This window comes from Glaciimonas sp. GG7 (assembly GCF_052976905.1).
The window spans coordinates 1-22,553 of sequence record NZ_JBRIIQ010000006.1 but is presented as its reverse complement, the minus strand read 5'-3'; the positions used below and the strand labels follow the sequence as shown (position 1 = coordinate 22,553).

Below are 22,553 nucleotides of genomic sequence, written 5' to 3'. Positions count from 1 at the left end.
CAAGTCGTCAATTAAACGTTGTGCAGATCGGTGTACGGCAACAACGCAAGGAAACGTGCGCGTTTGATCGCGGTGTCTACCTGACGTTGATAAATTGCCTTAGTACCTGTCAGGCGTGCTGGCATGATTTTGCCATTTTCCTGAACGAAATCTTTCAACGTATCGACGTCTTTGTAATCAACGCTGGCAACGTGAGCTGCTGTGAAACGGCAAAACTTTTTCCGTTTGAACAGCGGGTTTTGTTGTTGACGCTTATTTTTTAATTTACTTTTATCGAACTTTTTACCGAATGCCATTTGAGGCTCCTGTATAAATAATTAGGCTGCAGTTTCAGCTGCAGCAAATTCAGTGATGTGAAATACCAGACTTCGGCCATTACGGCTCTTGCGTGCCAAAAATCCTTCAAACCAGTACAAACCACCCAACATTGTCTGATTGAACCTTCCCGAAATCTCACCAATGGCGAGCGCGGCAATTTCGAATTCAACCTGACGTTGTATCCCTGCTTCATTTGGCGACGAGCGATTGAGCAATATTGCTGAAACGATCGGGATACCAGCCGGCGTATAACGCAATACTTCGCGTTCTGCGATTTCGGCGATCAAATGAAACACGTTGTTAGATTGGTTCACTCCGGTTTATGTGGAAATGTGAATGCAAGTTAATCGAAAATCAGGCAGCTGCTGCTGGTGCCGAAGGTGCGGCGGCTGGTGCTTCAGTACGATGGCTTTTAGCAGCATCTTCCTTTTGCACAGCCTTCATCATTGGCGATGGACCAGTTTCAGCTTTTTTCAGCTTGACAGTCAGGTGACGCAAAACGGCATCATTGAATTTGAAGCCAGTTTCGATTTCGGCCAGTGTTTCGCTATCGCACTCAATGTTTAAACAAACATAGTGTGCTTTTGCCAATTTCTGGATCAGATATGCCAACTGACGACGGCCCCAATCTTCAACGCGATGAACGATACCACCACGTGTTGTGACGATACCCTTGTAGCGTTCGATCATTGCAGGCACTTGCTCGCTTTGATCCGGGTGGACGATAAATACGATTTCATAATGACGCATGTAAGCTCCTTTTTGGACTGTTGAAATAGCCCACCTCGGCGTCAAGACGAGTGTGGGAAGAGGAAAACCAAGCACTATACAGTGTAATGGTTAAAAATTCAATGTCGTCACACGTTTATTCATATGATGCATATAACTTTCTAAATTGCTTGCATTCCCATAATTACTGTACAAAAATACAGGTTAATTGCATATACTTGTACCACCCCATCATTTATCGATAGCCACCAATATGATCAAATTAACCACCCGCCAGCAAGAAGTTCTTGATCTGATAAGAGACGCTATTGAAAACACCGGCTTTCCGCCGACCCGGGCAGAAATCGCGACGGTATTCGGATTTCGCTCTCCCAATGCAGCTGAGGAGCATTTACAAGCACTAGCACGTAAGGGGGCAATCGAAATTTCTCCTGGCACATCCCGCGGCATTCGCATACTGGCTAAGGCCCCGAGCTCGTCGCGTGGTCTGTCCAGAGATGGCATGGGAACATTGCCCCATCCAGCCTTGCTGCAGATTAATTTACCATTGGTTGGACGGGTTGCCGCTGGCTCCCCTATTCTTGCGCAAGAGCATATTGAAGCCAGCTATAACGTTGATCCGGCTTTATTTAGCGCCAAGCCAGACTACCTGCTCAAAGTACGTGGCCTGTCCATGCGCGATGTAGGGATTCTGGATGGAGATTTGCTGGCAATTAAGAAAACGCAAAATGTCAAAAACGGACAAATTGTAGTCGCCCGGATAGGCGATGACGTCACCGTCAAGACGTATAAAAAGACCGACTCAGTGATTCAACTTTTACCCGAAAACCCTGATTTCGAACCCATCATTATCGACGAAGATAAGGATGACTTTGCGCTAGAGGGCTTAGTCGTCGGGTTATTACGCAACTGGATGTAAACAGTCGATCACGGAAGATGTACCTGGCCCGACATAATCAACCGGGCGCTACGCGACAAAATGGCTTTTTCCATTTGCCACTTGCGCCCTTCCTGTCTCACGGTAGCACCCAGCATAAGCCTGCCAGAAACATGCCCGATCCGAATCAGGGCCTGTTTCTCATCTTCGTTTCCCGTACCTAAATTGCGCGCAACCACTGAATCTGGCAGCGCCGCCGCAACGGCCAGGGCAATTGCCCCGGTACCAGTAAATGCGTGATGCAGTTTCCCCATCGACAAAATGCGCCCCACTACATCAATCTGATCGTCATGAATCGTCACACCCGCACTGCTGACATACGATGCTGGCGGCGACACCCACGCCAATTTTGGCGTAGCCGGTCGATTCCGCGTTGCACTTTCGGCACACTCTGCCACCCCCATCACTACCGCAGCATGCGCCCGGATAGCCTCGCAACGCATTAGCAGGGCTGTGTTTGCATTGATTTCGTCCGGCAACTCCCGTCCAGTCAAACCAAGTGCGCAGGCATCAACAAACACCGTCGGATTGCCTGCCGTCAACAGTGTGGCTTCGATACAGCCAAATTCAGGAACATTGAGAACGTCAACAATATTAGTCGTCGGTAATAAAGAAATGACTGGCTCGTCACTCTCAATGAATTCAAGCGAGATTTCAGCGCCGCCAAACGCCACTCCGTCCTCTTGAAAGTTGCCACCCTCATCTGGCAGTCCGCTGAGAATCGGCATCCGGGCCACGATTAACTGCCCTATATTTTGCTGCCAGATACGTATCGTGGCGAAGTTTTGATCAGAATGACCATTCTGTGGCACCAAGCCCATGTACAACGCTGCGGGCCCCACCGCAGCAGATAAATTGCCGCAGTTACCTGACCAATCAATTAACGGCGCATCAATCGCCACCGCGCCAAACAAATACTCAACGTCAATACCCGTCCGTTGCGAGCGTGACAGCACAACGACTTTACTCGTGCTAGAGGTCGCTCCGCCCATGCCATCCGAATGCTTGCCATACGGATCGGGGCTTCCGATGACGCGCAATAACAACGCATCGCGCTGACGTGGATCGTCCGGCAAATCATCGGCATGAAAAAACACCCCTTTCGAGGTGCCACCGCGCATATAGAGTGCAGGAATTTTGCGCATTATTTTCCGTCTCGATCAAGACGTCGCCGCTTGGTCAAAATCTGACTGGCTATCCCACGCAGGATATTGACCTCTTCGGTCTCCAGCCCGGCCCGGGAAAACAAACGTTTCAAACGCGGCATCAGTTTTTTCGGATGTGCGGGGTCAAGAAATTCGATTTCGATGAGCGCCTGTTCGAGATGGGCAAACATGCCCTCAATCTCAACCAGATTGGCCGCATCGCCGTGAAAACCTATCTCACTACTCCCATCCGAAAGATTTTCTACACCAGCAGCAACACGACACTCATAAGCTAACACCTGCACTGCTTGCGATAAATTCAACGATGAATAATCCGGATTAGCGGGAATATTAATTAATACATTACATTTTTCAACAATTTCATTCGGCAAACCGTAACGTTCGCTACCAAATAAAACAGCCCCCGTAAGAGTAGCGTCCCCGGCAAGTTGCGTCGCCAACGCCCGTGGCGCGATCACCGGCGGGGAGAACTCACGCAAACGCGCACTCAACGCCGCAGCAAAATTGCAGCCAATCAACGCCTGCTCAACCGTCTCGACGATACGTGCAGACGCCAAAACATCCTGCGCCCCGCTCGCCAATGCAATGGCCTCGTCACGTTGCAACACATCGGGATAACGCGGATTAACCAGTACCAGCTCAGAAAATCCCATCGTTTTAATAGCACGCGCAGCAGCGCCGACATTGCCAGGACTACTGGTGTCCACCAGCACAAAGCGCAAGCGATTGAAAAGAGACGTGTTGGTTTGTGTCATGTTCATTTAAAATAGCGCCATTCGCAGGTAATTTTCGGGAAAAGCTGATATTGAGCACCGTCAAAGACAGCCTGCATCGCTCATTATTAACAATTTAGGTGGTTTTGTTGTCGGAGTCTCTCTGACTCCCAAGCGCAGTGCCGCCATTTTAACGGAACCGAATCCAGATATGCATCCGAATAGCCCCTTCCTCAACACGGCCATCAAGGCCGCCCGTCGCGGTGCCGCAGTTATTTCTCGCGCTTCCTTTGACCTCGATTTGCTTGAAGTCGGCAAAAAAGCCCATAACGACTTCGTCACCCAAGTCGACCGCGCTGCCGAAGACGCCATCATCGACATTCTGAAGAATGCCTATCCGGATCACGCGATTCTGGCCGAAGAGTCCGGCGCCTCTGCCAATCTGCACGACGATAACGAAAACGTCTGGATCATCGACCCACTAGACGGCACCACCAATTTCATCCACGGTTTTCCCCAATACTGCGTATCCATTGCGCGACAATATCGCGGCCAGATCACCGAGGCCGTTATTTACGACCCCACCCGCAACGACATGTTCACCGCCATCAAAGGCGCTGGTGCGTATCTCAATGACAAGCGTATCCGCGTCGGCAAGCGCGTGCGCGTGGCTGACTGTCTGATCGGCACTGGTTTCCCGTTCCGCGTCACTGATGGCCCGGTCATGGACGAATACATCAAAATGTTCCGCGTCATGACCCAAAACTGCGCCGGTCTGCGCCGTCCCGGTTCAGCCGCACTTGATCTGGCCTATGTCGCCGCCGGTCGCCTTGATGGCTTCTTTGAAAAAGGTCTGAAGCCTTGGGACATCGCTGCCGGTACATTGCTAATTACGGAATCAGGCGGCATCGTCGGTGACTTTTCGGGCGAATCCGATTACCTCTACAAGGGCGATATTCTGGCTGGCAATCCTAAAATTTTTGCGCAATTGGTCAGCTTTTTATCGCCTTACGCAAATAAGTAACAAGTAGCGAGTAACAAACATCAAACGGCATCCTATAAAAATAGGGTGCCGTTTTGTATTAAAACCAATTCCTGAAATCCCAAGCCAAGTAGATGTAACGACGTGTAAACGCTTACGCGGCCTTACTTATCGCTGCTATACTCCGGCAGCGCGGTCTTCACCAGTCAAATTCCGCCGCAAGGAAGCTAAGTTGATTGAGCGCAAATCGCAGTACGTGCCTCACTTCAAACCTAACCAACTCCTGAATTCTCCAATCCGTTTGCCTGCGACTGGCGCCCTTGCGGCGACAGGCCGATATTTTTTCTATAAAGCCACCATGTTATTTTCTGAACTCGGCCTGTCCGAAGCCATCGTTCGTGCTGTCACTGAACACGGCTATACCACCCCTACCCCCATTCAAGCACAGGCAATTCCTGCCGTGCTCGCCGGCGGCGATTTGCTCGCAGGCGCGCAGACCGGCACCGGCAAAACAGCTGGCTTCACGCTGCCAGTGCTGCACCGCTTATCCACCTCATCGACCAACCCAACCGGCTCCCAGCGCCCGATACGCGCTCTGATCCTGACCCCGACGCGTGAACTCGCCGCGCAAGTCGAAGAAAGCGTGCGTTTGTACGGCAAGTATTTGCCACTCACTTCCGCCGTTATTTTTGGCGGTGTCGGCATCAACCCGCAAATCAAAATTCTCAAGCATGGCGTCGACATTCTGGTCTGCACACCGGGCCGTCTGCTTGACCACATGCAACAAGGCACTGTCAATCTCACGCATGTCGAGATTTTGATTTTGGATGAAGCCGACCGCATGCTCGACATGGGCTTTATCCGCGACATCAAAAAAATCCTCGCCGTCCTGCCGAAAAAACGCCAGAACTTATTGTTCTCAGCCACCTTCTCAGACGACATCAAAATCCTCGCCGACAACTTGCTGAACTCACCGGCCATGATCGAAGTCGCGCGTCGCAACTCGACCGTCGAAGTCATCCAGCAAAAAATCCATCCCGTTGATCGTGATCGCAAGCATCCCTTGTTAGCGCATCTCATCAAGACCCATTCATGGCCGCAAGTATTGGTGTTTACCCGCACCAAACACGGTGCCAACAAATTGGTCGAGCAGCTCGGCAAAGACGGCATCACCGGCATGGCGATCCACGGCAACAAAAGCCAGTCGGCACGCACCAAAGCCCTGGCTGAATTCAAAGACGGCAGCTTGCAAGTCTTAGTCGCAACCGACATCGCAGCACGCGGCATCGACATCGATCAACTGCCGCACGTCGTCAACTACGACTTGCCTAACATTCCAGAAGACTACGTCCACCGCATCGGCCGCACAGGCCGCGCAGGCGCAACCGGTGAAGCGGTTTCACTCGTGTGCGTAGATGAACATCAAATGTTGAAAGACATCGAAAAACTCATCAAGCGCGAATTACCAAAAGAGATCATCGCCGGTTTCGAACCGGACCCAAATGCACGTGCACAACCGATACAACTGCGCAGTGCTGGCGGTGGTGGTGGTGGTGGCAATCGTGGTGGTGGCGGAGGCGGCGGTCGTTCACAAGGCCAACGCACAGCAGGCAAAGCGCCTGCCAAGCCGAACACAGGTCCAGCCAGAAGCGGTGGCGGCACTTCGCAGCCACGTCCTGCTGCACCGCATCGCTCAGGCGGTCGGGGTCGTTAAGCGATTGGTGTAAGTTGATTTAAAAAAAGGCCGCGCAATTTTCTATATGAAAATTGCGCGGCCTTTTTATTTGGCGAGAAAAACAGCGGTCTGTTTATTTTCAACAGTCACTTAAATTGCAGATTGAATTAGGGATGAAAAATATGACCGTAAAAACAAAAACGGCCTGTCAAAAGACAGGCCGTTTTTGTTCAATATGGTCGGAGTACAAGGATTCGAACCTTGGACCCCCTGGTCCCAAACCAGGTGCGCTACCGGGCTGCGCTACACTCCGAAGACCCGCATAGTACACGGAAGTATCGTGGTGGGCAAAAGAATTTTGTAATTACCGAAAATTATTATTGGATCAAGTAAAACAGGGTCATACACAACATTAGATTAGCCTGATAAAACCAAAATATGCGAGTAAAACTCTCGAATGTATTTTCGCATTTCGTACACTGTTCGCGAACATGTAATCAGGATAATCCATCGCTTCGAAATCGGTCTCTGGCACCAGATCTTTTGCCTGACGCTGGATATAAGGTTCCGGCATTGCCCAGTCCGAAAGCTGGCATATTCACATACACATTTTCGAATGCGCCTGGCGAAATTTTGTATGTTTCATGCCAGATACCGACATCGCCGTCCGTGCCTACCAATTGGTTAAACGTCTTCCACGCCGGAAGATGCTCTGCATCTTTGTTGGTTGCGTAGTCAAGCAATTGCTCAGTCGAACGCCAATATTGCACCATGATGGTCGTACGTCCGAACCACATTTCGTAGGACAACAAGCCTGAGTCTGGCGTAGTCATGAGTTCTCGCAGCATGCGAGGCATCGCCCGCACTACCGGAAGCCATTTGTGAATTTTCCATATTTTATTGATGCGCATGCCAATCATAAAGACTACAAAATCGCCATCCATTTCAGCAGTTAGTCGTTCGGGACGAATCATGTAGAAATTCCAATGTAAATAAATAACAATATTCAATACTCCAGCCAAAATGAGACGTCAGTCAACTTCAAGCCGAGGATGTACCAAACTAAACACATTGTCCGCTGACAGATATGAATACCTCCCAAAAACCACCAATCCCCCCATCCCGATATTAATAATCGAAAAATAGTATCGAAGTTTGACCCCAAAGTATCAGAGAGTATTAAAACCCAATGCTAGTATCGACTCTGTAGTCAAAAAATAAATCTAACGGAGACAAACAAGTATGAAACTCATCGCTAAAAGTGCGTTGTGCCTCGGCATACTCGCAGCATTCGCAGCATTCGCAGGTAACGCATTCGCCGCTACCGATCTGGTCGTCGCTACAGTCAATAACGGTCACATGATCGAAATGGCTAAACTGAGTAAATTCTTCGAACAAGACAATCCTGATATCAAACTGAAATGGGTCACCCTGGAAGAGGCGGTCTTGCGTTCACGTGTGACCACCGATATAGCAACCGGCAGCGGTCAGTTCGATGTCATGACGATTGGTATGTATGAAGCGCCGATCTGGGGCAAGAAAGATTGGCTGATTCCGCTTAAGCCGGATGCGGCTTACGATGTTGACGATCTGCTGCCATCGATCCGCGCCGGATTGTCGGTTGGCAAAACGCTGTACGCCGCGCCGTTTTATGGCGAGAGCTCGATGATTATGTATCGGTCCGATCTGGTGAAGAAGGCCGGGATGACGATTGAAGATCGTCCGACATGGGAGCACATCCGCGAAGTCGCCGCTAAGATCAACGATCCTGCGAATGGCGTCTATGGTATTTGCTTGCGCGGCAAGCCGGGCTGGGGCGATAACATGGCCTTCATCACGACCATGGCTAACTCGTTTGGCGGTCAACTGTTTGATATGCAATGGAAACCGCAATTCACCAGCGAACCATGGAAGAAGGCGGTTAACTTTTACGTCGATCTGTTGAAAAACTACGGTCCTCCGGGATCATCGTCAAACAGCTTTAACGAAATTTTGGCTTTGTTTAATCAAGGTAAATGCGGTATCTGGATTGACGCCACGATCGCGGCTTCCTTCATTACCGATCCTAAACAAAGCACAGTCGCTGACAAAGTGGCTTTCGCCCAATCCCCGGTTGCAGTCACTGACCGTGGTGCGAACTGGTTATGGTCATGGGCGCTGGCAATTCCGAAGAGCTCAAAGCACGCTGAAGCGGCACAGAAGTTCATTCGTTGGGCAACCTCGAAAGAATATATTGCCTTGGTCGCTAAAGAAACTGGTTGGGCAAATGTTCCGACTGGTACACGCAAATCGACTTACGCCAATCCAGAGTTCCAGAAGGTTGCTAAATTTGCCGCTGCTGAGCAAAAAGCGATTTACTCTGCTGACCCTAACAACAGCACCTTGCCAAAATCTCCGTACGTCGGTGTGCAGTTCGCAGCAATTCCAGAGTTCCAGTCGATTGGTGCAGCTGTCGGTCAACAAATGAGCGCAGCATTGCTGGGCAAGGTTACTGTCGACAAGGCGCTGGAAATCTCACAGCAAGCGGCGGACCGTGAAATGCGCAAGGCTGGTTATTACAAGTAATTTGGTAGTACTGCCAGGGTGTATAGACATATAAAGTTTGTGAAGCACCATAAAGACCGTTCGGACTGAGTAGGCACAAAGTGCCGTATCGAAGATGTGCCGATGCATGCAACTACTTCGATACGCCCTATGGGCTACTCAGTACGAACGGGGAGTTTCTTAAGCTCAAATGTCGATACGTCCTAATAAACTTTTAAAAATATTTAAACGTTTATCGATAGCCCGCAGGAAGCAGGCAAAGCAATTCAACGCCTGCTTCCGACTTCCCTACCCTTTCTACCCGAGTACACCATGAAACGACTCACAGCGCGGTTGCTGCTTACGCCTGCGATGGCGACCCTGTTCGTCTGGATGATCGTCCCGCTGGTCATGACGATTTATTTTTCCCTATTACGTTACAACCTGCTTGAACCGGGCGCGCATGCGTTTGCCGGGATTGATAATTATGTTTACTTCTTTACCGACGAGGCGTTTTTGCCTGCGGTAAAAAATACCTTAGTCCTCCTGTTTTCAGTGATGGGCATCACGGTGGTGGTCGGTATTGGTTTAGCGTTACTCATCAACGAGCCATTCCCGGGCCGCGCCTTTGTTCGCATCTTGCTGGTGTCGCCCTTCTTCGTCATGCCAGCGGTGAACGCGCTGATGTGGAAAAACATGATGATGAATCCGATCTACGGCCTGTTTGCGCAGATCAGTCATTTTCTGGGTTTTACGCCGATCGACTGGCTCTCCGAATACCCGCTGTTCTCCATCATTTTGATGATCGCCTGGCAATGGCTGCCGTTCGCCTGTCTGATCTTTATGACTGCCCTGCAATCGATGGACCGCGAACAACTCGAAGCAGCACGCATGGATGGCGCTAACTATCTGCAACAGTTGCGCTATCTGTACATCCCGCATTTGGGACGCTCAATTGCGGTTGTGATCATGATTGAGATGATTTTTCTGCTGTCGGTATTTGCGGAAATATTTACCACCACCGGCGGCGGTCCGGGTTTCGAGACCACGAACGTCGCCTTCCTGATCTTCAGACAAGCGCTGGCGAGTTTTGATGTCGGCGTGGCCTCGGCTGGCGGTTTGTTTGCGGTGTTGCTGGCGAATATTGCTGCGATTTTCTTCATCCGCTTAATCGGCAAAAACTTAGAAAAATAGGAGACGGACATGCAAACAATCACTAAAACGGCAACCCCTGCGGTCCCGAAAGTAACGCAAACCACCGCCTTCAAACTGGCCCTGATTGGTCGTTCAGGACTGGCGTGGGTGCTGGCTTTACTGCTGTTTTTCCCGATTTTCTGGCTGGGATTAACCGCATTTAAAACGGAATTACAGGCTATCGCCGTACCGGCGCAACTGTTCTTTTCACCCACACTGGAGAACTTCGTCGAAGTCCAGGCACGCAGCAATTACCTGCTCTACGCGATGAACTCGATCATTACCAGCGTCGGCTCGACCATTCTTGGTTTGCTCATTGCAGCACCGGCGGCGTATTCGATGGCGTTCTCGCCGACCAAGCGCTCTAAAGATATTTTGGTCTGGATGTTATCGACCAAGATGCTGCCAGCAGTTGGCGTGCTAGTGCCAATTTATGTGCTGTATCAAAAATTCGGCCTGCTCGATACGCGTTGGGGTATCACGCTCATTTTTACGTTTTCCAACCTGCCTATCATGGTCTGGATGCTGTATTCGTATTTCAAAGAAATCCCGCGTGAAATTTTAGAAGCAGCACGCATGGACGGTGCCAGTATCTTGAAGGAGTTCCGCTACGTCGTCATGCCTTTGGGCCTGGGCGGTCTGGCGTCAACCGCCTTGCTGTGTCTGGTGCTGTCCTGGAACGAATCGTTCTGGTCGCTCAATCTGGGCGCAGCCAATGCCGGCACGCTGGCGTCGCTGATCGCTTCGTATTCCAGCCCGGAAGGATTGTTCTGGTCCAAGCTCTCTGCTGCGTCCTTGATGGCGATTGCGCCCATCATCGTCTTTGGCTGGTTCTGCCAGAAGCAATTGGTGCAAGGCTTGACCTTCGGTGCGGTCAAATAAAAAATTCTAAGGACACAATCATGGCATTCCTGACACTCAATAAAATCGATAAATATTTCGACGCGCACCACGCCATTAAAGGCATTAATCTGGAAATTCAGAAAGGCGAATTCGTCGTCTTTGTCGGCCCTTCCGGTTGCGGCAAATCGACCCTGCTACGCCTGATCGCCGGTCTGGAGCCGGTCAATGGCGGCAGCCTGACACTGGACGGCAAAGACATCACCAACCTGCCCTCCTCCAAGCGCGATCTGGCGATGGTGTTTCAATCGTATGCGCTGTATCCGCACATGACCGTGTTTGAAAACATGTCATTTGCATTAAAACTGGCTGGCGTCGATAAGGCCATCATTGCGGAGAAGGTCAACAAAGCGGCCAGCATCCTGAACCTGACCGAGTATCTGCAACGCACACCCAAAGCACTGTCGGGCGGACAGCGTCAACGCGTCGCCATTGGCCGCGCCATCGTGCGTGCGCCTAAGGTATTTTTGTTCGATGAGCCGCTATCGAATCTGGATGCTGCCTTGCGCGGACAAACACGCATCGAAATCGCCCGCCTGCACCGAGAGCTGGGCGCGACCACCATTTACGTTACGCACGATCAAGTTGAGGCGATGACATTGGCAGACCGCGTCGTGGTTCTGCGTGACGGTTTGATCGAACAAGTCGGCACACCACTCGAACTCTACGACCGCCCGGCCAATCAGTTCGTCGCCCAATTTATCGGCACGCCGAGCATGAATGTGATTCCGCTGTCCGGCTTGCCGCATCCGCCTGCCGGTTTGACGTTGCCGGAGGGTGGCTTCGTTGGCATTCGCCCGGAATACGTGGAACTCGGCAGCGCGTCGGCTGAGGGCTACAAGGCTACCGTCGATGTGGTCGAAGCACTGGGCGCAGAAACGCTGATCTATTCGACCATGGAAAACGGCGTGCAAATCGTCGCCAGACGCAATGAGCGCAGCGCACTCAATCCCGGCGACCGGGTCAGTCTGCTCTTACATCCACAACACATGCATATTTTTGATCGCGCAGGAAAAGTTCATGCAACAGCAACCTGATAACTGTCTTATGTCCCATACCAATCCAGCAACCACCAAGCGTATTTTGCATCTGGGCTTAGGCGCATTTCATCGTGCGCATCAAGCTATGTATCTCAATCGCATCATCGACAGTGGCGACACTAAATGGACGCTGGCGGCCGGTAATATCCGCCCGGACATGCCTCAACTGTTAAGCGATCTGAGCGCACAAGGCGGGCAATACACACTAGAAACCGTGACCCCGGCGGGCGTCTTTTCTTACGAACGGATACGCGCCATCAGCGAAATCCTGCCGTGGACGCCAGCATTGGATGCGGTCATTGCAACGGGCCGACATCCGGACACGCGCATCATTTCCTTTACCGTCACCGAAGCCGGTTATTACCTCAATGAGCATCAGCAACTCGATGACACTTTTACCGATTTGCACTCCGATCTGAAGCAAGGTACGCCATTGACGATTTACGGCGCGATAGGCAACATCTTGCGCGCCAGAATGGCCGACGATGCCGGTCCGGTCACGCTGCTGTGCTGCGATAACATCCGCAGCAACGGCGATCATTTCAGAACCGGTCTGATCGATTTTCTGGAACGTCGTGGTGACGCTGGATTACTGCTTTGGGTCAAAGAAAACACCACCTGCCCTAACGGCATGGTGGACCGCATCACGCCTAAACCGCCAGCCGAAGTACGAGGCCGCGTACTAGCCGCCACCGGTATCGATGATCCCTGCGCCATCATGGGCGAGGATTTCTGCCAATGGGTGCTGGAAGATCATTTCTGTAATGGTCGCCCGGCATGGGAAAAAGTCGGCGTCGAAATGACGTCTTCCGTCTTGCCCTACGAAGAAGCAAAAATCCGCATCCTCAATGCCACTCATAGCTGCATCTCATGGGCTGGAGCGATCAAGGGCTACCACACCATCGATGAAGCATTAGCCGACAAAGCCATCGAGAAAATGAGCAGAGCCTACGTCACCGATGATGTGATTCCTTGCTTGTCGCCGAGCATCGTTGATCTGGCACAGTATCGCGATACGGTATTGGACCGCTTTAGTAATCCGTATATCAAAGACACCATCGAACGCGTTGCTGCCGACGGCTTTGCCAAAATACCCGGATTTATTGCGCCGACTATCGCCGAGCGGCTAGCTGTCCAGCAACCGTTTGACAGCACAGCCGTGCTGCCTGCGTTGTTTCTGCATTTTCTGGAACACCGCGCTGCTGGAAAAATCGCGTTTATTTATAGAGATCAGGCCATGGATGTGGCCGTGGTCCAGGGCATTCTGAGCGCTGTCGACAGCGTGCAGGCTTTTTGCGCTTGCGCCATTTTGTGGGGCGCACTCGCTGGCAACCCAACGCTTGAGGCGACCATTCGCCGGGTCTACCTCTCACTCAAAGGAACTATGTAATGACCAGCCTGACTCGCTTGCAAGACAAACACGCCATCCTGACTGGCGCAAATGGTGGTATCGGCTTAGCTGTTGCGGCGGCGTATCTGAATGAAGGTGCGCGTTGTAGCGTCGCCGATATCGCGGCTGTTCCATCGACAGAATTGGCGGCATTGATGGCGCGCCATCCAGATACGCTGATCTACGTGCCGACCGATGTGACCCAGTCGGCCTCTGTGGCAGCACTCATTGAGCAGGCCAGTCATGCCTTTGGTCCGGTCGATGTTCTCTTTAACAATGCTGCCATATTTGATATGGCTCCATTGCTCGAGTGCGACGAGACCATGTATCAGCGCATGTTTGATGTCAACGTCAAAGGGATGTTCTTCACCATGCAAAAAGTGCTGGCGCAAATGGTCAGCAGCGGCACGCGTGGCGCGATCATCAATATGGCCTCGCAAGCCGGACGTCGGGGCGAGGCGTTAGTTGCGCACTATTGCGCGACCAAAGCCGCTGTGATCAGCTATACCCAATCAGCAGCACTGGCGATGGCTCCGCATGGCATCCGTATCAACGCCATTTCACCGGGCGTCGTTGACACGCCGATGTGGGCCCATGTTGATAGTTTGTTTGCGCGCTATGAAGGGTTGCAACCGGGTGAGAAAAAAATCGCCGTCGGTAAAGCCGTGCCGCTAGGCCGCATGGGCCATCCGGATGAAGTCGCTGGCGCAGCTATTTTTCTTGCCAGTGCAGAATCTGCGTATATTACGGCCCAGACGCTCAATGTCGATGGCGGTAATGTAATGAGTTAATGCGGGAGTCTGCCTGACTCTTGGATTCACAATAGAAGAGACGATCTTGGCTACTAAACTTCCCCTGCGCACGCCCGAGCTTGAATACCACGAGTTCAATGAATTTCTGCGGTTTCTGGAACATGGCGTGCCGCACCCTTTGATCCGCTGGCATTACCACGATGTCTACGAATTGCATTTCATTATCAAAAGTAGTGGAAAACTGTTCGTAGGCGACTATATCGGCGAATTCGGCCCCGGCAATCTGGTCCTCACCGGGCCGCGTTTGCCGCATAACTGGATTTCGACCGACGTGCCTAAAGAAGGTATCCATGCACGCGATATGGCGATCCAGTTTGCGCACGCACCGCTGGAATTGGCGGCCAAATATATTCCGGAAATGCGCGAAATCATGCCGCTGCTGGAACGGGCCAAATACGGCATTGAATTCTTCAACATCAGCGAACAGGCAGAGCAGGATTTTTATCGTATCCGCGATGCAAAAGATGTCAATCGCTTTGCCGAATTTTTAAACTTGCTGGGCGTGCTGGCGAAAAATAATACTTATCGCCTGCTATCAAGTTCGCAAATGCAATCGTTTGAGGACGATGCGTCGTTAGCGCAAATTAATACGGTCTTCAATTACATCACCGAGCATTACCGTACGCCGATTTCTGCCGATTTACTGGCGACCAGATTGAATATGTCACCGGCCAAATTTTCACGATTTTTTCGCAAAGCAACGGGTAATAGTTTTACTGACTTTGTGAACCAGATTCGGGTCAATAAAGCTTGTCAGTTGCTGATGAATTCAGATCAATACGTGACCAATATTTGCTATGAAGTCGGGTTCAATAACGTGGCAAATTTTAATCGTCGGTTTTTGGATATAAAAGGCATCACGCCGAAAGAATTCAGGGCGCAGTCCGAAGCACGATTCGGTGGCGAATAACACGGTTTTTTACAGAAAAAAATAATGACATATCTCGGAATCGATTTAGGCACATCGGAAGTAAAAGCCACGCTGGTTGATGCTGCGCAACAGATTTTAGCGACGGCGAGCATCAAGCTCAATGCGTCCAATCCGCATCCGCTCTGGTCAGAGCAAAACCCTGAGGATTGGTGGCGGGCCACGCTGGAAGCGATCGGTCAGGTTCGCGCTGCTGCTCCGGCAACTTTTGCCATGCTGCGCGGGATCGGTTTATCGGGCCAGATGCATGGCGCTACGCTGCTCGATAGCGCGCACAAGGTGTTGCGTCCGGCCATCCTTTGGAACGACACGCGCGCCCATGCTGAGTGCCTGGAACTGGAAGCGCTGGTACCAGAGAGCCGCGCCATTACCGGCAATCTGGCCATGCCCGGCTTTACCGCTCCGAAACTACTTTGGCTACGAAAAAATGAACCGGCGCTATTTGAAAAAATCGACAAAGTGCTGCTGCCCAAGGATTACATTGCGCATCTGTTGATCGGTGAGTTCACCTCCGATATGTCGGACGCAGCCGGGACTTTGTGGCTCGATGTAGCAAACCGGGATTGGTCTGATGTGATGCTGGCCGCCACCGGGCTGAGCCGCGACAATATGCCGCGGCTGATCGAGGGTACGCAGATTGCCGGGCAATTACGCAGCGCTCTGGCCAATGACTGGGGCTTGAGCAATCCGGTGATGGTCGCCGGTGGCGCTGGCGACAATGCGGCAACCGCCATTGGCATCGGTGCGATTGCACCCGGTAATGCATTTTTGTCGCTCGGCACGTCTGGCGTTTTGTTTGTCTGCAACGACCGCTATATGCCCAATCCCGAGCAAGCCGTGCATGCGTTTTGCCATTGTCTGCCGCAACGCTGGCATCAAATGAGCGTCATTTTGTCGGCAGCGTCTAGTCTGGCATGGGCCGCACGCCTGACGCAAACAGAAGATGCAAGCACACTGGCACAACTGGCGGAAACCGCCGATCCGGTGCAGGCACCGATTTTCTTACCGTATCTGAGCGGCGAGCGCACTCCTCACAATGATGCACAAGCATCCGGTGTTTTCTTCGGCATGCGTGGCACGACCGACCGTGCGGCGTTGGCGTATAGCGTCATGGAAGGCGTCGCCTTTGCGATGGCCGATGGTTACGAAGCCTTGCGTTCGACCGGCACGGTGGTGACGCACGCGTCGTTTGTCGGCGGCGGTTCGCGCAGCCGCTTCTGGGCACGATTGATTGCATCGGCGACCGGAATTACTTTGCTGCGTCATAAAGATGGCGATTTTGGCGGAGCTTACGGAGCGGCACGGTTGGCGCGACTTGCTGTGACGGGGGAGTCGGCTGAAAGCGTTTGCACGATGCCGCCTATCGCTGAGGAGATCGCGCCCGATGCGGCATTGAGTGCGTTATTACCGCAGCGTCTTGCGCGTTATCGGCGGCTGTACGCGACGCTAAAACCAGAGTTCGCGATGCTCTAATTAGTGGTTTGTGGGATTTATTTTCATCAAAAATGAGCGGTCTCACTTTCAAAGTGCAGATCGCCATTTGCGTTTACTGACTCTGAAAGAATAAAAAGCGTGAACGATCTTAACGCGATATAGAATATTGCCAAAAAACAATACCCATATTGATTAACGTCCTTCAGGAAGGTAAATACATGACACTCATTCTTCTATTTGTACTCATCGTCATTGCGACCGGGTTCAGACTCATTCAATGGACGTGGTTTAGCCGCACGCTTTACCTTGCGACCTTTCTGCTGTTCATCTTCATCGGATGCGGCTTGGCCCCGACTTGGTTATTAACGTACGTGCAGTCGCCGTATGCAACGCCCTCCCCGATTCATTGGGGTAAACAAAATGCCATCGTTTTGTTAGGCGCAGGGACTGAAAAGTTGCCGCTGACAGAAAGTATTGAAGTCGGCGCATTCGCCTACGGTCGTGTCGCCAAAACTGCCGCAATGTACGGCGTATGTAAGCAAACTGGCGCGCACTGCACCGTGATTGTGAGCGGCGGCGATCCTCAGCGTCACGGCATCTCGGAAGCCGCGGTGTATGGCGCGTATCTGCAAACGTTGGGCGTGGCGCAGACCGACCTGTTGCTGGAAAGTAGCAGTATGAATACCTGGCAAAACGCACAATTGACCGGGCCGTTACTGAAAGAGCGCAACATCGATACCGTATTGCTGGTGACGTCGGGGCTACATATGGGAAGAAGTTTGCGGTATTTTGCACAGGCTGGCGTGATGGCGATACCGGTGCGTGCGGATTATTTGTCGGCCAAAACTGCAATGCTGCCGACTAGTTATAACTTTTTCGTCACCGATGTGGCGCTGCATGAATACATCGGTATTGTGCGCAATCAGATTTATAACCGACTTGGATGGAATAGCCCGGCAACGCAACCTGGCGCGTTGTAATCTGACCGGTTAGCGGTTACCAAAGCAACCGCTAACTGCGTTAAACGAACAATTGCTGACCGATAAACTCACCCGGTTTAGCGCCAGGCGGACAGGCGAACAACCCACTCCCGATATGGGTCGTGAATTGATTCAACATGTCGAACTTCGCCATATTTTCAAAAATCTTCGTGAAGCCGGTGCGAGGATCGCGCTGATAGCATTGAAATAGCAAGCCAGCATCAAACGTCATTGCCTGATGCCACGGCGGCCAGCGTTCCGCGATCTTCGCTACGCCGTTATCGTAGGCGTAGGCTCGGCGCAGAATTTGAGCGCCGTCGTTACTCTGCGGCGCGGCTAATCTTGCATGCGAATTCTCGGCAATGAGGAGATTACCGTCCTTATCAGTGGCGTCCAGATCAAGGGGATCGAATTCATGCTGTTTGCCTATCGGTGCGCCGGAATATTTATGCCGTCCCACCGTTTCTTCCTGAAAACTTAATTTCATCCGATCCCAGTGTTCCAACGCAATCCGGGTCGGGCGGATGACCATATATGTCCCGTCTTGCATCCAGCGCGGGCCTTCGTCGCCGACCCAGACAAACAGTTTCATGGCGGCAGGATTTTGGGCCGGGACATTCATGGTACCGTCTTTAAAGCCCATTTGATTACGTGGTGTTTCGCCGGTTTTAGTGCCCGGTGAAAATCCAATTTGCGCCCAGCGAATATTAGCAATGCCGTAAGCGAGGCCGACTAAACGGCGGATGGCATGCTCTGCCACCTGCAGATCGTCGGCGCAGGCTTGTATTGAAATATCGCCGCCGGTATGTTCAGCAATCAACTGATCGCCGGTAAAGCGCGGCAAGTCGGCCAGCGCTGCGGGACGTTGTTTGGCGATGCCAAAGCGATCATTGCCTTCGCTTTCGAACAAACTCGGGCCAAAGCCGAACGTAATCGTCAGACGTGCCGCTGGCAGTCCCACAATATCGCCTGAATCGGTTGGAATGCTATCGGCGTCTGTCTTTGCGTTGGGATTGCCTTGCACAGGACCGCGCGTCATTGCCGCTGCGGCATCGGTCCAGGTGCGTAGCAAGGCGATCAATTCTTCGCGCTTGGTGGCAATCACATCGAAGGACATGAAATAACTATGACGCTGCATGGGCGTGGCAATACCGGCCTGATATTTGCCAAAAAAAGGCTCGGTCGGTACTGGCGCTGGCGCAGTTTTGGACAGAGTTGACGCTAGCGTAGTAGTGGCAACCGGGGCTGCCGCCGCGACCAGCGCGGTCCGGGTCAGAAATCGACGCCGGGTCGGGCTGTGGTTGGTGTTGTTCTTATTGCTCACTCGATACCTTTAAGGTGAACCTAACACCAAAGCATTCACGTCATCTTCAACGTAATAAATACCGGTGTTATCCGGGGTTAGTGCTAGTCCAAACAAGTCGCCATTGCCGGGCGGCGACTGGGCCTGATTGGAGTCTAGCCAGTGGGCGTAGATTTGCTTGCCAGAGATAGGATCGATTTCTACTGCCTGACCGTTTTTGCCGTTGGCGACCACCAAATGTCCGGCGGGGGTCATCACCATCGCCAATGGCCATCCGAGCAGTCCATCTTTGGTTACAAGTCGGCCTTTTTGAGCGCTGGTGGTGCGGGTGCTGGCTTCTGAAATGGCGGTAATCTCGTTATCCAAACCGTCAGTGACGTACAGCGTATCGTCACTACCCAGCGCTAACCCGGTCGGTCCAAACAGAAAGTTATCGCGATCGGCACGTTGCGCAAAGCCATCGCCCACCACCGTTTGACTCTGCAACACAGGCGGCTTGCCTTCTGGAATCGCCAGTTCAAGGCGTAATACAGTCGCTTTGCGTATGGTGACTGGATAGTGCGTAGCCGGGTCCACCACTTCAGGGCCGGGGATGTCGAAGCCAGCCATGCTGATAAATAAGGTCGCGCTGTCACCATGATCAACGGTGACCATATTGCCCCACGGGCCGTTGATGGTCGGGCCGGACCAGGTCGCGACGTGCTGACCGTTGGCATCGAAAACTAACAAACAACCATCGCCTTTGGTGCGGGTAGTGCCGTCGGTGCTGGGAGTGCTGCCGACGATCACCCAGCCGCTTTTTAGCATCGTCATGGCGGTAGTCAGTCCAACGCCACCCGGGCAGTCCTTGAGGTTTTGCGGGACTTGCGCAAACAGTGTGGTCTGCCTGGTGCTCGGGCGATAGCTGATGATGGTGGTACCGGTGCCTTGCAGATTCGAAATATTGTTGAAGTTATCGACCAGCACGTCGCCTTTTTCAATCTTTCCGACCGAGGCTGGAGCGACCACAATCGCGTAGGGATTGACATCGCCATTATCGGGAATGGTGGAGGTCAGTATTTTGTGGCGGTGGATGGTTTCTAGCATCCCTTTGGGTTCGGCCGCTGCAGCGCAAGCCATATAGGCCATGCTGAGACTGAGCAGAACCGCGAGCCAACTAATCGCTTTGACGACGCCAGGGGCTGGCCGATATTGGCTACTAACAAAAATCGGCGTGTCGTGTAGTTGATGAATTTTCATAAAGTCTGTAGTCGATTCTGTCAAAAAGAAATATTGGTGCGCAAGCCGAGGACCAATTCATTCTTGACCCGACGCAGTGGATCGTACTGATTGACGACGCCTGCCCCCGGGTTGAAAACATACTGGATATCGGGCTGCAATTGCAGCCACGGTGTGACTTGATATTGATAGGTCATTTCGACGAAGGATTCGCTACTACGGACCGGGTCGCTGGTGCCGTTGTAGAGATTATTCGCACGATCCAACGCAGCGGTTTTTTTGCTGACATGGGCATAACCGACGCCAAGGCCGAAGGTATCGGTTGTCCGATAGATGAATGGACTGTGGAAAATCAGCCCGGCGTTGAGACTGAAATCGATCACGTTGCGGTCGCTTAACGGCGTGCCCATGATGCGTGCAAACAAAGCCACAGTACGATTAGGATCGCGCTGGTTGCGCCAGACTAAATGATCGGCAACGGCATAGATCGCATAGTCGCCACGATGCTGACGCGGCTGACCGTTACTGTTGGTGTCCGCTAACGACAGGCCGTCTTGACTCAACTGTTGATCTGCAAACGACTGGCTGTTGTACCAGGCACCGATGCGATAAGTCCACCCGAGCGGCGGTGACTCTCCTGCTTGCACCATGCTGCCGACTGCCGGATAGGAAAATTGCGCCTCAATGATAGCCATCGTGCCGTTACCAAGAGGGAAGCTGGTGCCATGGCGATTTTGCAATTGCGGGTCGCCATTATTGTTCGAGACCGGACTGCCGTTAAATACGCCTGCAAGTATGGTCACGCCATCCACCGGACGCACGCTGATACGACCACCGAGCGCTGACAACGGATAGGCCGGACCGCCGCCCGGCAAGTCTGCCGATGGCAACATTGGCCAGCCGAACATGGTGTTGACGAAATACAAGGCGTTGGTGCTGACCATAAATTCCTGATCGAGACTCTGTTGCCCGACTTTGATATCGAGGCGATCTTCATCGAGGAATTTTTGGTCGTACCAGAGTTCCCACAGCCGCGTTGCGCGATCGGACTCAATGCCGCTCGCCGTTTGCAAGCTTTGCAGGTTACTCGCACTTAAATTATTTCCGTGAATTTGCAGGCCGCTGATATTAAACAAGCCGCCGTACAGACCGAATGCCCGCTGTGTATTGACCTGCATCACTGCTTGCGTCAGACCGTCATACACAAAACCTTTTTTAGATCCGCCAGTGGTATTGCCCAGATACTCGCTAGTCTCCTGTACCGTCAGTGAAATACCGCGGCTGCTCAACACCGTGCGTAAGCCCCACATATTGCCCAGCAATGTGTTGCTGCGGCCAATACTATTGAGAAATCCTAACGGACCGTCGGACGCATCTGGACCTGCCAAGGTTTCATCGGCGCTTGCGGGTATCGATATTGGTGGCGGCGCGGCATGTGCTGCACCTGACGACGCCGTCAATACCGCGATGGCGTAACTGAGATTCATCAAAAATCGGCTAACAGAGACCAGCTTAAACGATGCAACAGGGTTAACTACAGAAGGGGAAGTAGCTATTTCACTGCTGTAAATCATATGCAAGCAACTTTCCGTGTGGGACTTGGGACAGATCAGTGGGACCTACTCTTAGCAGACGCAGCGTTGCGTAATTTCCTCATTACGTAAGGCTTTCCTGGTCGCTATGCAATCAGTCCGGGATGGACCTGAATCGATATTAAACACCCATAAATTAAAGTGTAAATAAGAATACTTCGCATTACTATTCTCTGTAATTGGAATGTTGTAACGAATTGCATCTAAGGGGAACTAGCACGAAACATAAGCTAAAAACCAATATTTGGTGCTATTGAGATGTGGCAGGATAACGACAGATATCAGATTTATTGTCGAATGCGATAGCAAAGATTTTCGGAAAAATAACGGTAATTGGTATCAAAATATTTCTCTTCATTGGATCGCGGGGGCGAGCAACGATACGACTGCGTTTAAGCATTTCTCAACGAGAAAAATAATATTTGAAGAAAGATGGAAATGAAAAGACAAACTGACGATGTGGTGTTTACCAACATCATAAATAACGTGATTATTATTTAGAAGAGTAATGCGAGAGTGGTGCGTCGGGAGGGGCTCGAACCCCCGACCCATGCCTTAGAAGGGCATTGCTCTATCCAGCTGAGCTACCGACGCGTAGACGGATTTCAATGATTTCAACAACAGTACAACAATAAAAATACATACTTTTAATGCATATTTACATGACGATTTTCTCGTTTGCTTTGATGCTTCCAATTGGAAAAGCGGGCTGTCCTAAG

At 51.8% G+C, this 22,553-nt stretch carries 21 protein-coding genes and 2 tRNA genes; 12 read left to right on the top strand and 11 right to left on the bottom strand.

The window, feature by feature from the left end; all coding sequences use genetic code 11:
* Positions 1-11: 11 nt before the first annotated feature.
* From rpsR to rpsF, 3 genes are read right to left on the bottom strand one after another with little or no spacing between them, the layout of a single operon-like run.
* Entirely contained in the window at positions 12-296 is a 285-nt protein-coding gene (gene rpsR, locus ACVBEF_RS03105) for a 30S ribosomal protein S18 (RefSeq protein ID WP_108439014.1), read from the bottom strand.
* Between the two features lie 21 nt (positions 297-317).
* The gene (gene priB, locus ACVBEF_RS03100; protein ID WP_447122480.1) at positions 318-632 is read right to left on the bottom strand and encodes a primosomal replication protein N; all 315 of its coding nucleotides are present in this window, start codon (positions 630-632) and stop codon (positions 318-320) included.
* Positions 633-672: 40 nt separating this feature from the next.
* Complete coding sequence (gene rpsF, locus ACVBEF_RS03095; protein WP_447122479.1) at positions 673-1,068, bottom strand: 30S ribosomal protein S6; 396 nt, start codon at positions 1,066-1,068, stop codon at positions 673-675.
* A gap of 232 nt (positions 1,069-1,300) precedes the next feature.
* On the opposite strand from rpsF, the gene lexA reads away from it, so the two are divergent.
* Positions 1,301-1,966: a transcriptional repressor LexA gene (gene lexA / locus ACVBEF_RS03090; RefSeq protein WP_447122478.1), complete on the top strand. Its 666-nt coding sequence runs from the start codon at positions 1,301-1,303 to the stop codon at positions 1,964-1,966.
* An 8-nt stretch (positions 1,967-1,974) separates the two neighbouring features.
* Here the strand turns inward: lexA and prpF are convergent, their stop codons facing one another.
* A complete protein-coding gene (gene prpF, locus ACVBEF_RS03085; RefSeq protein WP_447122477.1) occupies positions 1,975-3,129 on the bottom strand; it encodes a 2-methylaconitate cis-trans isomerase PrpF in 1,155 nt (384 codons plus the stop codon).
* Entirely contained in the window at positions 3,129-3,911 is a 783-nt protein-coding gene (locus tag ACVBEF_RS03080; protein ID WP_447122476.1) for an RNA methyltransferase, read from the bottom strand. The genes prpF and ACVBEF_RS03080 overlap by 1 nt, the downstream gene beginning before the upstream one ends.
* 163 nt (positions 3,912-4,074) lie before the next feature.
* Between ACVBEF_RS03080 and ACVBEF_RS03075 the strand changes: the two genes are divergently transcribed.
* Both ACVBEF_RS03075 and ACVBEF_RS03070 read left to right on the top strand, forming a co-directional pair.
* Positions 4,075-4,887, top strand: a complete 813-nt coding sequence (locus tag ACVBEF_RS03075) for an inositol monophosphatase family protein (protein ID WP_447122475.1) — start codon at positions 4,075-4,077, stop codon at positions 4,885-4,887.
* 316 nt (positions 4,888-5,203) lie between these two features.
* A complete protein-coding gene (locus tag ACVBEF_RS03070) occupies positions 5,204-6,559 on the top strand; it encodes a DEAD/DEAH box helicase (RefSeq protein WP_447122474.1) in 1,356 nt (451 codons plus the stop codon).
* A gap of 197 nt (positions 6,560-6,756) precedes the next feature.
* On the opposite strand, the gene ACVBEF_RS03065 is transcribed toward ACVBEF_RS03070, so the two are convergent.
* Positions 6,757-6,833: transfer RNA gene (locus ACVBEF_RS03065), tRNA-Pro, on the bottom strand.
* 184 nt (positions 6,834-7,017) lie between these two features.
* Positions 7,018-7,494: a DUF4188 domain-containing protein gene (locus ACVBEF_RS03060; RefSeq protein ID WP_447122473.1), complete on the bottom strand. Its 477-nt coding sequence runs from the start codon at positions 7,492-7,494 to the stop codon at positions 7,018-7,020.
* A gap of 268 nt (positions 7,495-7,762) precedes the next feature.
* On the opposite strand from ACVBEF_RS03060, the gene ACVBEF_RS03055 reads away from it, so the two are divergent.
* The 9 genes from ACVBEF_RS03055 (at position 7,763) to ACVBEF_RS03015 (ending at position 17,721) form a co-directional block, all read left to right on the top strand.
* Complete coding sequence (locus tag ACVBEF_RS03055; RefSeq protein WP_447122472.1) at positions 7,763-9,085, top strand: ABC transporter substrate-binding protein; 1,323 nt, start codon at positions 7,763-7,765, stop codon at positions 9,083-9,085.
* A 291-nt stretch (positions 9,086-9,376) separates the two neighbouring features.
* Entirely contained in the window at positions 9,377-10,237 is an 861-nt protein-coding gene (locus ACVBEF_RS03050; protein WP_447122471.1) for a carbohydrate ABC transporter permease, read from the top strand.
* Between the two features lie 9 nt (positions 10,238-10,246).
* Complete coding sequence (locus ACVBEF_RS03045; RefSeq protein ID WP_447122470.1) at positions 10,247-11,119, top strand: carbohydrate ABC transporter permease; 873 nt, start codon at positions 10,247-10,249, stop codon at positions 11,117-11,119.
* Positions 11,120-11,139: 20 nt separating this feature from the next.
* Entirely contained in the window at positions 11,140-12,174 is a 1,035-nt protein-coding gene (locus ACVBEF_RS03040; RefSeq protein ID WP_447122469.1) for an ABC transporter ATP-binding protein, read from the top strand.
* The gene (gene dalD, locus ACVBEF_RS03035) at positions 12,158-13,567 is read left to right on the top strand and encodes a D-arabinitol 4-dehydrogenase (RefSeq protein WP_447122468.1); all 1,410 of its coding nucleotides are present in this window, start codon (positions 12,158-12,160) and stop codon (positions 13,565-13,567) included. The genes ACVBEF_RS03040 and dalD overlap by 17 nt, the downstream gene beginning before the upstream one ends.
* A complete protein-coding gene (locus tag ACVBEF_RS03030) occupies positions 13,567-14,358 on the top strand; it encodes an L-iditol 2-dehydrogenase (protein ID WP_447122467.1) in 792 nt (263 codons plus the stop codon). The genes dalD and ACVBEF_RS03030 overlap by 1 nt, the downstream gene beginning before the upstream one ends.
* 46 nt (positions 14,359-14,404) lie before the next feature.
* Positions 14,405-15,289, top strand: coding sequence for a helix-turn-helix domain-containing protein (locus ACVBEF_RS03025; protein WP_447122466.1), 885 nt, complete (start codon positions 14,405-14,407; stop codon positions 15,287-15,289).
* 24 nt (positions 15,290-15,313) lie between these two features.
* Entirely contained in the window at positions 15,314-16,780 is a 1,467-nt protein-coding gene (gene xylB, locus ACVBEF_RS03020; RefSeq protein ID WP_447122465.1) for a xylulokinase, read from the top strand.
* A 179-nt stretch (positions 16,781-16,959) separates the two neighbouring features.
* Positions 16,960-17,721: a YdcF family protein gene (locus ACVBEF_RS03015; RefSeq protein WP_447122464.1), complete on the top strand. Its 762-nt coding sequence runs from the start codon at positions 16,960-16,962 to the stop codon at positions 17,719-17,721.
* A 40-nt stretch (positions 17,722-17,761) separates the two neighbouring features.
* Here ACVBEF_RS03015 and ACVBEF_RS03010 read toward each other — a convergent pair whose 3' ends face one another.
* From ACVBEF_RS03010 to ACVBEF_RS02995, 4 genes are all read right to left on the bottom strand, one after another.
* On the bottom strand, positions 17,762-19,045 hold the full coding sequence (locus ACVBEF_RS03010; protein ID WP_447122463.1) for a Dyp-type peroxidase: 1,284 nt from the start codon (positions 19,043-19,045) through the stop codon (positions 17,762-17,764).
* Between the two features lie 9 nt (positions 19,046-19,054).
* On the bottom strand, positions 19,055-20,263 hold the full coding sequence (locus ACVBEF_RS03005; protein WP_447122462.1) for a hypothetical protein: 1,209 nt from the start codon (positions 20,261-20,263) through the stop codon (positions 19,055-19,057).
* Positions 20,264-20,283: 20 nt separating this feature from the next.
* Positions 20,284-21,729 (bottom strand): carbohydrate porin, encoded by a 1,446-nt coding sequence (locus ACVBEF_RS03000; RefSeq protein WP_447122461.1) that lies wholly within the window; start codon positions 21,727-21,729, stop codon positions 20,284-20,286.
* A 622-nt stretch (positions 21,730-22,351) separates the two neighbouring features.
* Positions 22,352-22,428 (bottom strand) — tRNA-Arg (locus ACVBEF_RS02995).
* Positions 22,429-22,553 lie beyond the last annotated feature (125 nt).

Bases quoted from the DNA above. Each gene is read 5' to 3' on its own strand.
- rpsR (WP_108439014.1), bottom strand. From the start codon at position 296: ATGGCATTCGGTAAAAAGTTCGATAAAAGTAAATTAAAAAATAAGCGT.
- rpsF (WP_447122479.1), bottom strand. From the start codon at position 1,068: ATGCGTCATTATGAAATCGTATTTATCGTCCACCCGGATCAAAGCGAG.
- lexA (WP_447122478.1), top strand. From the start codon at position 1,301: ATGATCAAATTAACCACCCGCCAGCAAGAAGTTCTTGATCTGATAAGA.
- prpF (WP_447122477.1), bottom strand. From the start codon at position 3,129: ATGCGCAAAATTCCTGCACTCTATATGCGCGGTGGCACCTCGAAAGGG.
- ACVBEF_RS03080 (WP_447122476.1), bottom strand. From the start codon at position 3,911: ATGAACATGACACAAACCAACACGTCTCTTTTCAATCGCTTGCGCTTT.
- ACVBEF_RS03075 (WP_447122475.1), top strand. From the start codon at position 4,075: ATGCATCCGAATAGCCCCTTCCTCAACACGGCCATCAAGGCCGCCCGT.
- ACVBEF_RS03070 (WP_447122474.1), top strand. From the start codon at position 5,204: ATGTTATTTTCTGAACTCGGCCTGTCCGAAGCCATCGTTCGTGCTGTC.
- ACVBEF_RS03060 (WP_447122473.1), bottom strand. From the start codon at position 7,494: ATGATTCGTCCCGAACGACTAACTGCTGAAATGGATGGCGATTTTGTA.
- ACVBEF_RS03055 (WP_447122472.1), top strand. From the start codon at position 7,763: ATGAAACTCATCGCTAAAAGTGCGTTGTGCCTCGGCATACTCGCAGCA.
- ACVBEF_RS03050 (WP_447122471.1), top strand. From the start codon at position 9,377: ATGAAACGACTCACAGCGCGGTTGCTGCTTACGCCTGCGATGGCGACC.
- ACVBEF_RS03045 (WP_447122470.1), top strand. From the start codon at position 10,247: ATGCAAACAATCACTAAAACGGCAACCCCTGCGGTCCCGAAAGTAACG.
- ACVBEF_RS03040 (WP_447122469.1), top strand. From the start codon at position 11,140: ATGGCATTCCTGACACTCAATAAAATCGATAAATATTTCGACGCGCAC.
- dalD (WP_447122468.1), top strand. From the start codon at position 12,158: ATGCAACAGCAACCTGATAACTGTCTTATGTCCCATACCAATCCAGCA.
- ACVBEF_RS03030 (WP_447122467.1), top strand. From the start codon at position 13,567: ATGACCAGCCTGACTCGCTTGCAAGACAAACACGCCATCCTGACTGGC.
- xylB (WP_447122465.1), top strand. From the start codon at position 15,314: ATGACATATCTCGGAATCGATTTAGGCACATCGGAAGTAAAAGCCACG.
- ACVBEF_RS03015 (WP_447122464.1), top strand. From the start codon at position 16,960: ATGACACTCATTCTTCTATTTGTACTCATCGTCATTGCGACCGGGTTC.
- ACVBEF_RS03005 (WP_447122462.1), bottom strand. From the start codon at position 20,263: ATGAAAATTCATCAACTACACGACACGCCGATTTTTGTTAGTAGCCAA.
- ACVBEF_RS03000 (WP_447122461.1), bottom strand. From the start codon at position 21,729: ATGAATCTCAGTTACGCCATCGCGGTATTGACGGCGTCGTCAGGTGCA.